Source organism: uncultured Treponema sp. (genome assembly GCF_946187725.1).
Classification (GTDB): domain Bacteria; phylum Spirochaetota; class Spirochaetia; order Treponematales; family Treponemataceae; genus Treponema_D.
On record NZ_CAMHSK010000002.1, the window covers coordinates 127,141 to 139,668 of the forward strand.

Below are 12,528 nucleotides of genomic sequence, written 5' to 3' on the forward strand. Positions count from 1 at the left end.
CCTCAGTTTTTCTGTGCCTTTGCGGCGTTCTGCATGTATGTATTGAATGCGTCGTTTTCAATCTTCAGGAATTTTTCAAGTCCCATTGCCTTGAGTGTTGAAAGATAAGAATCCCACTGTTCAAGAATTCCGCCCTTTGTGACCCAGGTTGCCTGATTTGTCGAAACATAAGCTGAAAGATCAGTGTAAAGCAAGGCAAGAGAGTTGATTTGCTCTGGAGTGTAGCTTACATTCGGATAAGACGGGGTTGCGTACGAGCTGAAAGAAGCGTCGAGTGCAAGTTTAGCCGCATCGCCGTTTTCTGCAAGATAACTGACTCGTGAATTGAATCCATCCTTAACATATTTTGGTCCAAAATCACGAAGAGAATTTACCCAGGCGTAAGTGTCTGCTGACTGACCGTTTTGCGGAGGGAGAACAGAATATGTTCCGTCTTCGTTTTTGTCTACGCCGATTCCGAATGAGCCGTAAAAGTTCTGAATTGAAGCGTCATCTGTGTAAAATTTATCGACCCAGGCAAGAAGTTTTTCAGGATTCTTACATGCAGATGTGATAACGAATTCATATCGTGAGTAATTCCAGTGCTCCGGGTCAGATGAAATGTATCTTTTTCCGTCCGGTCCCTGAAGAGGTGGAAGCGGAACATACTGCCATGCATTTGCCCCGAAAGTTGCATCTGCTGTCCAGCCTGCGGCAACACCGACAACAGGAGTAGCGCCCATGAGTTTTGCATCGCGCATTGACTCATCCTGGGTAAAAAGTTCCGGGTCAATCAAGCCGTTCTGGAAGCAAGTGTGCATCCACTGAACGCCCTTTTTATATCCTTCATCAATAGGAAGCCACTGAGGCACATTGTCTTTTAAAGTCATAAGGTAAGTTCCGTCAGAACCGACAGTTGTTCCAAAAGGAAGCGTAAAGAACATAACCGGGTCGGTGTATCCCCTTCCGTAAGGAATTTCATCATCAGTCTTTCCGTTTCCATTTGCATCGTTTTCTTTAAATGCCTTCAATACTGCTTCAAATTCCTTGTAAGTCTGAGGCATTTCAAGACCAAGACGAGCGAGCCATACCTTATTGATGAAAAGCTGATTTGCGACAACAGGGCGGCACGGTTTTTTAGAAGGAAGGCCGTAAATGTGTCCGTCAGATGAAGTTGCAAGAGAAAGCATTTTCGGGTCTTCGCTTATGATTTTCTTGAAATTCGGCATGTATTCATCGATGTAATCTTCAAGAGGAATAAAAGTTCCGACATTAGTCATTACATCCGACTCAGAAAAACAGATTGCCCCCATGAATGCGTCAGGCAAATCTCCGCCTGCAAGCATGACGGCACGACGGTCACCCCAGTCAGAATTCAGGATTGTCTTCCATTTAATATCGATCCCGGCTTCCTTTGCGGCACTGTCCGGGAATCCTGTGTGATAGGCCTCGCCCCAGTCTGCCCAGCGAACAGTCGCGACCTCAAATTCATTTTCATTTTGCTCGACTTTTGCGGTTTTTTCATTACATGAAAGAGCCAAAAAGCCCAAAGCCATAATTGATGCGATAACAGTGATATTTTTCTTCATTTTCATCATAAAATCCTCCATGATAAGTGTTAACCTTACTCTTTGATTGAACCGAGCATTACGCCCTGATTGAAATACTTCTGCAAGAAAGGATACAGAAGCATGATTGGAAGCGTGGAAATTACAATCGCCGCATACTTCATCATGTCTGAAAGACGGCGAAGTTCCTGTGCCATGCTTCCTGTGGCTGCCCCAAGCAGAGACTGATTTGTGATAAGAATCCGTCTCAAAAGAAGCTGAAGGGGCTGCAAAGATTCCCGCTCAAGATAGATGAGTGCGTTGAACCAGGAATTCCACAGACCAACAGCAGTCCAAAGTCCGATTACGGCAAGAACCGATTTTGAAAGCGGAAGCGCGAACTGGAAGAAGTATCGTATAGTTCCGCAACCGTCTATCTGAGCCGCCTCCCACAAAGTCTCCGGCAAAGAAGATTTGAAGAAAGTACGGGCAACGATGATGTTGTAAGTCGAAACCGAGAATGGAAGCACCATTACCCAGAACGAATCCAGAAGACCGAATGCCTTGACGACAAAGTAAGTCGGAATAAGACCACCGCTTACGAACATCGGAATCAGAAAGAACACATTAATCCACTTGCTGCCGACTAAATCACGACGAGACATTGCGTATCCAGCCGGAATGTTTACCGCAAGGGCAATGAATGTACCGACAAGCGTATAAATGATTGTGTTCAAATAGCTGGTCCAGATTTGCTTCTGCTTGAACAGTTCCCTGTAACCGGACAAATCCCAGTGTTTAGGCAAAATCCAGACCTCACCATTCGCTATGTCCTGAGGATTGCTGAACGAAGCAACGATTACGAACCACAGCGGATAAATTACAGCCAGAATCATAAGGAAGGAAATTCCCTTGAATATAAAATTTAATCTGGCATCAGAAACAGAGCGCTTAACAAAAACTGCCATTTTCAATTCTCCTTATGACTAGAAAAGACTTGCCTGAGTCGTCTTCTTTGAAAGGAAGTTGACGAACAGAAGCACGACTACATTGACGACAGTGTTGAAAAGTCCGACTGCGGTTGAAAGGCTGTACTGAGCGCTCTGAAGACCGAGTTTGTAAACATAGGTCGAAATAATCTCACTGGACATGATGTTCTGAACATTCTGCAGAAGATAGACTTTTTCAAAACCTACTCCAAGAATGCTTCCCGCACGCATAATAAGAAGAATCATCGCAGTAGGAAGAATCAATGGAATGTCAATATGAATGATTTTCTGAAGTGAAGATGCACCGTCAATCGTTGCGGCCTCGTAATAAGTCGGATCAATTCCGGCGAGTGCCGCAAGATAGATGATACTGTCCCAGCCAAGATGCTGCCAAATATCGCTCCAGACATAGATGTGCTTGAATCCTTCAGGACTTGCCATCAGGTTCGGAAATTCAAGCCCAAGTGCCCTGGCGATATTGGCGAAAAGACCATGGCTTGGTGAAAGGAAAATCAAAATAATACCGCACATTACCATCGTGGAGATGAAATGAGGAAGATATGTGACCACCTGGAAAGTTCTTTTATAAAGACCTTCACGCAGCTGATTACACATAAGGGCAAGCATTATTGCCAGAGGGAATCCAACAAGAATGCTGTAAATGCTGATTCCGAGCGTATTCTTAATCGTGACCAGAAACTGGTACGAGTGAAAGAACTGCACAAAATGCCTGAATCCTACCCATGGACTTTTTATAATGCCGAGAGCCGGTGAGTAATTTTTGAAGGCCATAACAAGTCCGCCCAAAGGCAAATATGCAAAGCAAAAGAGCAGGATTACGGCCGGTGCAAGAAGAATGTAAAGCGGAATGCTTTTTTTAAGGGCCATAAGCCGCTTTTTTCTTACGCTGTCAGTTTTCAATTCCATAGTTTTTCTCCACGCTGGATTTTCAGTTTTTACTGTCTTGAAACAGAATTAGTCTGTTTTGTCTCATTGAACTGGAACAGATAAGTTCCCTTGTCAACTGAACAAGAAAGGTTTGCACCTGTGGCAGTTCCCCAGTTTGCACCCCAGACCGGACCGTCGTTAATGCAGAATTTAAATTCGATGTTCTGTGCGGCATCAAATGTATAATTGCACATCCAGATGACATCGCCTGTTTTTTTGTCTACAGTGCGGCGCATTTTTGTTCCACCCCAGCCATTCATGCTTCCACGAAGATACATCGATTCAGCAGGAATGTAGACAGGACTCTTGTCGTTTGCCGCAACATATTTTTCACTGCTTACGAACTCTTCATCATCATACAGATTCTGCAAGCCCGATTTTCCAAGGAAATACACCCTGAACGCGTACGGAGCAAGATTCTGAACGGTTACCGAATTTCCAGAGAAAGTCGGAAGAGGAGCTTCACTGTCACCCATCAAAAGTGAAAGGGAAGAAGTTTGTGCAACCCCAGTGAAAGAAGCAGAAGCAACAGCAGAATCAGAAAGGTTGTAAACACACAAAATTGAACCGTCGCTGCCAGAAAGCTCATAAGCAACAAGTGAGTTCAGCTTAGATGCGAGCTTATTAACTTTTCCGGCAGTAAAAATCGACGGATATTTTTTTCTGAGTGAAAGAATCGTGTGGTTGAGGTTCAATGTCGAATTGAACTGAGATTTTTCTTCTTCGGCCATATCCCAGAGGAAAGGTCCACGAAGGCGCAAATCACCGCCCATGCTTGATTCTTTCTGACCAATTTCATTTCCATAGTAGATGAACGGAATTGTCGGTCTGAGAAGCGAAAGTGCAGTCGCAAGATTGATTTTCTTTCTGTCTGAACCGAAAGTCGTAGCAAATCGGCCTGCATATTCATCATGGTTTCCGAGGAAAGTTCCGTAGCCCTGATTTGAAGCAGGATTTGCGCGGATTGACGAAGCAAGGCTGTCCTTTGAGCGCGAAATGCTGTCAATTACAGGAGTGCCCTGATCAAAATCGAATACGGCATGGAATTCAGTTCCGTTACCAAGATATTCATCCAAAGAGGAACGGTCATTTACAATCCAGGTTTCGCTGATCATGAATTTCGGGCTTTCATATTTGTCAAGTTCAGCGCGGAGTTCCTTGAACCATTTGTGAGTTTCCGCTGTATTTCCGTATTTGCCCTGCTCTTCCACGAGATAGATTGCGGCATCGATTCTTAGGCCGTCAAATCCTCTGTTGAGCCAGTATCGGACTACATTCTTCATTTCTTCGCGAACTTCATAATTGCGGTAATTCAAGTCAGGCATGCCGCCACCAAAAGCACCGTAGTAGTAAGAGCCTTTGTTTTCAAACCAGGTGTTCGGATTTCCCATTGGAGTCCATGAAAGCTTTGATGCGCTCCACATGTACCAGTCCCTGTACTGACCGCCTTTCTGCGAATCTTTGAACCATGGATGCTCAGAAGAAGTGTGATTCGGTACGAAGTCGAAAATCAGCTGCATTCCGCGCTTGTGACATTCTGCAATCAGATTGTCCAAATCGGCCTCTGAACCAAAGAGTTTGTTCAAACTGTAATAATCAACTGTGTCATATCCGTGCATGTTTGTACTGGCCGAAGTTCCTTTACCGGCGCAGTCAAAAATCGGTGAAAGCCAGATTCCGTCACAGCCAAGAGTTTCCTGTATATATGGAAGATTCTGTGTGATTCCGTTGATGTCACCGCATCCGTCGCCGTCAGAATCAGAAAAGCTTTTTACCCAGATATGATAGAAAGAAGATTCTTTCCACCACTCAGATTTTAAGCCTTCCGCCTGATTTTTCGCATCGGCCGGATTTGCGTTATGAGCGCTGACATAGCTTTGATTCCCGGAAAATTCAAATAATTCCGATTCTGATTTAGCACTTCTGACTGATTCAGAAGTTGTGCTGCATCCGGCAAGCAAAGCCGCAGTAAGGATTGTCAGTGCAATTTTCGTCTTTTTCATAAATACCTCCTGTCAAGGTGCAATTGAGATTCGGGGAAAAGCTCCCCGAACATCTATCATTCAGCTTCAGCAATTTTCAGATATACAGTTCCATTTGCCGAAACTTTTATCGTCATCGTATAGTTATTTCCGACCGTGAAGCCTGTACCGATGATATTATCTGAAGCAACAGCCTCTTCATCTGTCATGCACTTTTTCAATTCAACAAAGCCTGAACCCACAGCAATTTGAGTTCTATTTAAAGAACCTGACCAAGTAACTCCACCGTATGCAGTGCTTCCTTCATGCTGATTCCAGTCACCATATTCTGTAATCTTGAATGCGATGTTTCCGTCTCCTTCCCCCCAGCCGCTTGCTGCCGCTTTCCATGTGTAAACCGCGATTTTTCCGTCTTCAATATCAGTGAAAGTCAATGGCTTTGAATCGCCGCCGATACCGTCACCGCCACGAAGATATCCCGGAAGAACTATATTCTGTTCCGAAGGCTCAGGCTCTGCAGGCGGATTTTCAGGCTCTGTCTTATTGCCACCTTCTGGCTCGGTCTGAGGATTTTCATCCGGTGTATTTGTCCAGTGCCATTCAGTCCAGTCTCCCGAAGCGTTGAAAATCTTCGAATCACCCTTAACAAATGAACCGACATCAAACTGGCTGCCAGCGTTGTTGTTGTAAATAAGTTTGTAAGTCAGCCCTTCTCCCAAAGCATCCATGCTCAAAGAGTAAATTCCGTCTCCGGCGGCATTCATTGCTTTTCCTGGCCAGCTGCCCAAAGGCTCGCCTGAACCGCCGTCTACATAGACATACGCATAAAATTCACCCCAGCCAGAACAATTTGACGCTGAACTGTCCAATGCAATTTCAGTCGATGTTCCGTCACTTTCAAATTCGCCCTCGACTGCCCCATCGTGCTGTGTCGTACAGGCCGCAAAAATAGAACTTCCAAACATCAGAGCGGAAAGTCCAAGTATCATTTTTCCTAAAATTTTCATTAGTTTTCTCCTGATTCAAAGTGTTTGTTTCTTCAAGTGTTAATCAGCACTTCCTTAACCGAAAGACTAGAAATCGATGTTCACGCCGATTCTGAGTTTTGCAAGATTTGCAGACCAGTCATTGTTTCGGTCAAGGACATAATCACGAAGGAAGAATTTTCCTGACATTGAGCCGAATCCTGCAAACGGATCAAAGTTATAGCTGAATTCACCATGCAAGGTTACATTCCAGGTGCGGTCAATCACTTTTTTAGCGCCGAACGCAAATCCCCATGGTGAAATTCCCGTGTCAGCAAAATCTTTTACACCGCTGTATGCCTGTCGGACTCCCGCACCAGCCATAAGCGTAACACCCTGCGGAACATCAAAAGAAGCAAGAAGAGAATGAAGGGCATAATTCTGAACAGCAGACGCATAATAAACGCCGTGTTTTGGATTTCCGTTGAAGCCGTAAATCACAGAAACATCATTTCGCGGAACAAAGCGCAGGCCAGCCTCGCTAAGGATTGCATTTTTTGTCTGGTCACCACGGATATACTTGTCTGCATCTGCACTCATGTAAGAACCTTCAATATAACCGTCGATTGAAGCCTTTCTGCCGAAAGCACCTGAAAGGTCATAGAAGAAACGAGGACGAACGACAAGCTCAATATTATCCACATCCTTATAGAAAGAATGTTCTTCATCCTTTGTAAGATTTTTCTGAACATACGGCACGACACCGAGTGAAAAATCATTTGTAACCGAATATCCGATATCAGCGAAGATTCTGTGAGTATTTACAGGTCCAAGCTGTCGGCTGAGCTGATTTTCCTGCTCTTCTTCCTGATAGCCTTCTTTTACATAGAGCATGTGTGCCTGATAGCCACGGAATCTTGTTCCCAAAACAACATGGAACGGTGCCCAGTCGAAGGTAAGATTTGCATTTCCTGCAAGATTATCAAGCTTGTTTTCAGGATCCCAATCAACGCCAGCTACATCAGGTGAATCCGGGTCATAGCGGACAACTCTTTTGCTGTCAGTAGTGCTTCGACTGTTTCCATAGAAGTTAGCAAGTCCGTTAAGTTTCAAAGTCACAGGTCCGAATGAGCCTTTATAGCCTGCAATCAAGTCAGTCTCAACGATGTCGTCAAAAGCCCGTTCATTTGTATTTCCATAAGCACCGTTGTACTGGAAGTCAAGGTAATGATTGTTGAACAATGTCGCACTGAGCCATGAATACAAGCCGTACCGGTGGCCTTTTCGGTCAGCAGTTCTGTTCGGTGCGAGTGCGGCATTAAGCCTTACATTTCCGCCAGTCAAATCACTGATATAAGAAGTAACGCGGTCTCCTGTTTCGAGGTGAGCAAAACCGCCGGCAGCTTCATACCCTGCTTCCCATTCCTGATCTACTGTAGTCCAGTTAACATTCGTGTGACCAGGCAAGCCAGCATATTTCCAGCCCATCGTGTATTTTACCCACGGGAAAGAAAAACCGAATTTAAAATGACCGAGATAAGAAAGCTCCTTGCTGTCATCACTCTGGTCTGCAGAAGTCGCATCATTTGCATAGGCAATCGGATCGAAGAAACCGAGCCACAAATCACGGAATCCGTCATGCCATGAAAGCACATCCTTCTGATAAAGATTTGTGAAAGTCTCGTTCTCAGCAGTCGCAAGTTCAAGGAAAATCGGAACATTCGGAGTAACATTGCCAGAGAATTTCCAGTAAGATTTGAAGCCAAGACCAGCTGATTCTTCACTTACTTTATTTTTATATCCGTCAGAGTCACTTTCAACAGTAGACCACTGATTCTGGAAACCGATATTCGTCCAGGTATGGAATTCAACATTCTGCACGCGAGGCTTAACCTTCGGGAGCGGCTTACCGATTTTTCCATCACCAGTCACAGAAACAACACCGTTCAAGCCACCAAAGCCGTCATCGCTTGTGTCAGGCGCATTTTTGTCACTAATCCAGTTTCCGTCAGCAACAAATTTATAAGTTACAGATGATTCAGCAGGAACTTTGAGAACATAAGTCCATTTGTCGTCTTCCTTTACGCAAGGATCGGACTCCATGTTCCATCCGTTAAAATCACCAACCAGATACACTGAAGTCGCAGCAGAATCAGCGTAAGAGAAAGTTAGTTCCACCTGTCCGTCATCAGCCATTCTTGCACTTACATCCGCAAAAGCAAGAGAAGATGCAGCCAGAAGAGCCGAAAAAACAGTGATAAACTTTTTCATATTTCCTCCTTTAGTTTATCGTTAAACTAAACAAAGTATATGTATGCTGCTTCTATTTGTCAACAAAAAGTTTTGAAAATTCCCGAATTTTAGCTAAATTCCCCGAAATTTCATAAAATTTGACGCTTTTTTTTTATTTTATGATCAAAAAAACGACCTTTCCTTCAACACAATCAACAATTTCAGAAGAAAGTCTTAAAAATCTCTTTACATATTGCGGGTATCATGGTTTAATAAACCTATGGCAACCTTAAAGGAAATAGCGCAGAAAGCCGGTGTCAGCGTGATGACCGTCTCAAATGTGGTAAATGGAAAAACAGAAAAAGTTTCAAAGGAAACGCTCGAACGCATTCAAAGTCTCATCAAAGAGTATAATTATGTGCCGAATCTGAATGCCCGCTCACTAGTAAAAAATAACTCTCAGACAATCGTTGTTTTTGTAAGTACATTTGTATCGCACGAAAATGTTTTCAAAGACCCGTACTTATCAGAATTCTTTGGAGAAATTGAAAATCTCATACGCCAGAACGGATATTATGTCCTGATTCAAACAATCGATGCGATTGAAAATGCCGCTACTCTCATGAAAAAATGGAAGGCTGACGGTGCAGTTTTCATTTCGCCGGTTTCGCCAGAGAAAATCCATCAGTTAAAACAAGAATGTGACTGTCCGATTGTTTTCATAGACAGCTGTGATTCCGAAGAAACTTCCCTTACGGTCGGAATCAACGAGTTTAAGGGCGGTTTTATCGCCACAAAGCATCTTCTCACGCTCGGACACAGAAAAATCGGAATTGCAGGATATTATGACAAGAAAAGCGCAATCGTTCAGGCCCGCTATCAAGGATATATTGCGGCTCTCAAAGAATTCGGGCTTGATGAAAAAGATGCAGTGATTTTGCACACGGTTACGACTTATGAGGCAGGGCTTTATTTTGGCGGCGCGATTGCGAATCATGAGTACGATATTACCGCAGTTTTTGCCACGGCAGATTTACTTGCAATCGGAATCATGGAAGGTGCAAGAAGGAACGGGTGCATTGTTCCGCGGGATTTGTCTGTAGTCGGTTTTGATAACCTTTCTGTTTCGCAGATTGTAACCCCAAAACTCACCTCTGTCTCGCAGGACCTGAAAAACAAGGCCGCCGAGGCAGTGGAGCTTTTGTTCAAAGCAATCAGAAAAGAGGAAATAGCTCAGCCGCACATCATCTGTGATGTACAGCTTGAACTACGCCAGTCTGTGCTCGAAAGAGTGCTGTAGGTTTGCTTACATTACCATGCGGATTTCTGTTGTGGCGGTGAGTTTTGATTCTGGGACATAGTTGTCGGAGAATTTCACGCCGTTAACATAGAATTCGGTGAATCCGCTTTCTTTTCCGTTCGGATTTTCTACCTTGATTTTGAGTTTTTTACCACGGAAAGTCTTTTCGATTGAGAATTCTTTCCAGTCAGAAGGCACAGACGGAGCGATTCTTAATCCACCGAAATCAGGGCGCATACCCAAAATTCCTTCGACACAACCGACCATTACAGTTGAGGCAGTTCCTGTGAGCCAGTGAACATGACTTCGGCCAAAGTGAGGGCTTGATTTGCCTTCCGTGAACTGACCGTAGCAGTATGGCTCAAGTTTTCGGATTTCAGCCTTTTCATTCTGTGCAGAAGGAGCATTTTCCATGAAGTACTGGAATGCACGGTTTCCGTGTCCAGTCAAACTTTCAGCAAGAATAATCCATCCCTGACTCTGAGAGAAAATTCCGGAATTTTCTTTTACACCGGCATTGTAAATTACAGCAAGTGCACCTTCAAAAGCATGTGCGTGATACGGCGGATCCATGAGAACCGCACCATATTCAGTGTTCAGCTGTTTGTTTACTGAATCGAGAGCCTTTTCTGCCTGTTCTTCAGATGCAAGTCCAGAAATGACAGACCAGCTCTGAGGATTGAGCCACATATTTGCTTCAGGATCGCCCTTCTTGCCGATTGTCTCACCGGCTTCCGTAAATCCACGGATAAAGCGGTCTTCATTCCAGCAAAGTTTATTCAAAAGCTTTTTAAAAGCGGCCTGAGTTCTGTCAATGAAGGCAATGTAATCTGTATCTTTTTTATATTCAGCAAAGTGCTTGATTACGCTCATCGCATAATAGTACTGGAATGCGACGAATGAAGATTCACCGTTTTTGCCGAGGCGAAGACAGTCGTTCCAGTCAGCATAAAGACCAGCAGGAAGACCGTGTGGGCCAAGTCGTTCCATAGAGAAATTGATTGCCCGCTTCAAGTGCTCGTATACCGTGCCTGAATCCTTGTTTGCAAAAGGAATAACTTCATCGATGAAAGCAAGATTTCCAGTCTCTGCGATGTATTTGAAAACAGTCGGGAAGAGCCAGAGCGCATCATCTGCACGGTAAGCAGGATGACCAGTTTCTTTTACATAGCTTGCATCATCCGGAGTGTCCTCATGGCCTGCGTTGTGAGTGAATTTTACGAGTGGAAGACCGCCACCGTTATCGACCTGCGCAGAAAGCATGAATCGGATTTTTTCAACGGCCATCTCAGGAGCAAGATGAATTACGCCCTGAATGTCCTGAACTGTGTCGCGGTAACCGTAGCCGTTGCGGAGACCACAATAGATGAATGAGGCAGCGCGAGACCAAATGAAGGTCATGAAACAGTTGTAAGCGTTCCATGTGTTAATCATCGTGTTGAATTCTTTGCTCGGTGTGTTGACCTGGAAATTCTCAAATTTGCCGTGCCACCACTTCTTGAGGTCAGCGAGTTCTTTTTCACAAGTTTTTTCAACATCTGCATAAGCGGCGATGATTTTCTCTGCCTCTTCAGTGTATTTCATTCCGACGATGAAAGCGATTGATTTTTCTTCACCAGGAGCAAGCTCTACAATAGAAGAAATTGCACCGCATGAGTTTTCGTTATAAGACAATTTGTTTCCCAAATCACCGTTTTCAATTCCAGCTGGATTTGCGTAAGTGTGATAAAGGCCAAGGAATTCTTCTTTGTCACCACAGTATGAAGCAACAGGATTTCCGGCCAGTGCAAAGAATCTTTCAGTTACGATTTTATTATCAACTGGCTTAGATTTTTCGACATCTGCAAGATTTCCGTGAACCTGCTGAATCACGCGGTTTTTATCAAAGTAAGTGCGTCCGATAAAAAGCGAGTACTGAAGGTTAACCTGATCCTGCTCGTAATTTGAGTTGTTAGTGAATTCTGCATAGCCCGTAACGGTCAGTTTTCGCGCTTTGTCAGAAGTATTTTTAAGTTTAAGATTCCATACTTCATAAGACTGATTGAGAGGAACATAGTAAAGTGCCTCAGAATGAATTCCAGCATAATCAGCAAGCATTTTTGTATATGCGGTTCCGTGACGGCACTCGCTCTTATAGCTGTTCAAGTCCTTGCCAACAGGCTGCCATGAAGCAGACCAAAAATCTTTTGATTCATTGTCGCGGATATAGATATAGCGGCCAGGCTGGTCAAAATTATTGAACACATATCGCAGAAGACGGCCGTTTGCACCAGATTTTGCAAAACTGTAACCGCCGGCATTATTTGAAATCAATGCACCATACTCAGGCGAGCCGAGATAATTTGCCCATGGAGCAGGTGTGTCAGGCCGGGTAATAACATACTCCCTTTTCTCATCATCAAAAAAACCGTACTTCATATTTCACCCCTTTTGCAGCAAGTCTTTTAAAGACCCCTCTTTTTTAATCTTGTGGAAATTATACTTGCAGAAAAAGTGAAAAGCCTAACAATTTTTTGTTAAAAATAGTAGAAAACAGTATTTATTTGATATTTTTGAATGTCCGCGCGCTAAAAAGTTGATGTTTTA

8 protein-coding genes are annotated in these 12,528 nt (G+C 43.9%); 1 reads left to right on the forward strand and 7 read right to left on the reverse strand.

All coding sequences use genetic code 11. The annotated features are described in order from the left end of the window. Window positions 1-2 precede the first annotated feature (2 nt). The 6 genes from Q0Q74_RS01555 to Q0Q74_RS01580 all read right to left on the reverse strand — a co-directional run bounded on the left by Q0Q74_RS01555 (window position 3) and on the right by Q0Q74_RS01580 (window position 8,681). Entirely contained in the window at window positions 3-1,577 is a 1,575-nt protein-coding gene (locus tag Q0Q74_RS01555) for an extracellular solute-binding protein (RefSeq protein WP_294427836.1), read from the reverse strand. 26 nt (window positions 1,578-1,603) lie between these two features. Beyond that, the gene (locus Q0Q74_RS01560) at window positions 1,604-2,494 is read right to left on the reverse strand and encodes a carbohydrate ABC transporter permease (protein ID WP_294427837.1); all 891 of its coding nucleotides are present in this window, start codon (window positions 2,492-2,494) and stop codon (window positions 1,604-1,606) included. 18 nt (window positions 2,495-2,512) lie between these two features. Next, the gene (locus tag Q0Q74_RS01565) at window positions 2,513-3,442 is read right to left on the reverse strand and encodes a sugar ABC transporter permease (protein WP_294427839.1); all 930 of its coding nucleotides are present in this window, start codon (window positions 3,440-3,442) and stop codon (window positions 2,513-2,515) included. Between the two features lie 29 nt (window positions 3,443-3,471). Then, entirely contained in the window at window positions 3,472-5,466 is a 1,995-nt protein-coding gene (locus Q0Q74_RS01570; protein WP_294427841.1) for an alpha-amylase family glycosyl hydrolase, read from the reverse strand. Between the two features lie 56 nt (window positions 5,467-5,522). Beyond that, the gene (locus tag Q0Q74_RS01575) at window positions 5,523-6,452 is read right to left on the reverse strand and encodes a starch-binding protein (protein WP_294427843.1); all 930 of its coding nucleotides are present in this window, start codon (window positions 6,450-6,452) and stop codon (window positions 5,523-5,525) included. A gap of 66 nt (window positions 6,453-6,518) precedes the next feature. Further along, complete coding sequence (locus Q0Q74_RS01580; RefSeq protein ID WP_294427846.1) at window positions 6,519-8,681, reverse strand: hypothetical protein; 2,163 nt, start codon at window positions 8,679-8,681, stop codon at window positions 6,519-6,521. A gap of 241 nt (window positions 8,682-8,922) precedes the next feature. Here Q0Q74_RS01580 and Q0Q74_RS01585 point away from each other — a divergent pair, with 241 nt between their 5' ends. Continuing rightward, entirely contained in the window at window positions 8,923-9,942 is a 1,020-nt protein-coding gene (locus Q0Q74_RS01585; RefSeq protein WP_294427848.1) for a LacI family DNA-binding transcriptional regulator, read from the forward strand. A 6-nt stretch (window positions 9,943-9,948) separates the two neighbouring features. On the opposite strand, the gene Q0Q74_RS01590 is transcribed toward Q0Q74_RS01585, so the two are convergent. Continuing rightward, entirely contained in the window at window positions 9,949-12,360 is a 2,412-nt protein-coding gene (locus tag Q0Q74_RS01590) for a N,N'-diacetylchitobiose phosphorylase (RefSeq protein ID WP_294427849.1), read from the reverse strand. Between the last annotated feature and the right edge of the window lie 168 nt (window positions 12,361-12,528).

What these genes read in the sequence shown, in the direction of transcription:
- Q0Q74_RS01555 (WP_294427836.1), bottom strand. Translation starts at nt 1,577, where the DNA reads ATGATGAAAATGAAGAAAAATATCACTGTTATCGCATCAATTATGGCT.
- Q0Q74_RS01560 (WP_294427837.1), bottom strand. Translation starts at nt 2,494, where the DNA reads ATGGCAGTTTTTGTTAAGCGCTCTGTTTCTGATGCCAGATTAAATTTT.
- Q0Q74_RS01565 (WP_294427839.1), bottom strand. Translation starts at nt 3,442, where the DNA reads ATGGAATTGAAAACTGACAGCGTAAGAAAAAAGCGGCTTATGGCCCTT.
- Q0Q74_RS01570 (WP_294427841.1), bottom strand. Translation starts at nt 5,466, where the DNA reads ATGAAAAAGACGAAAATTGCACTGACAATCCTTACTGCGGCTTTGCTT.
- Q0Q74_RS01575 (WP_294427843.1), bottom strand. Translation starts at nt 6,452, where the DNA reads ATGAAAATTTTAGGAAAAATGATACTTGGACTTTCCGCTCTGATGTTT.
- Q0Q74_RS01580 (WP_294427846.1), bottom strand. Translation starts at nt 8,681, where the DNA reads ATGAAAAAGTTTATCACTGTTTTTTCGGCTCTTCTGGCTGCATCTTCT.
- Q0Q74_RS01585 (WP_294427848.1), top strand. Translation starts at nt 8,923, where the DNA reads ATGGCAACCTTAAAGGAAATAGCGCAGAAAGCCGGTGTCAGCGTGATG.
- Q0Q74_RS01590 (WP_294427849.1), bottom strand. Translation starts at nt 12,360, where the DNA reads ATGAAGTACGGTTTTTTTGATGATGAGAAAAGGGAGTATGTTATTACC.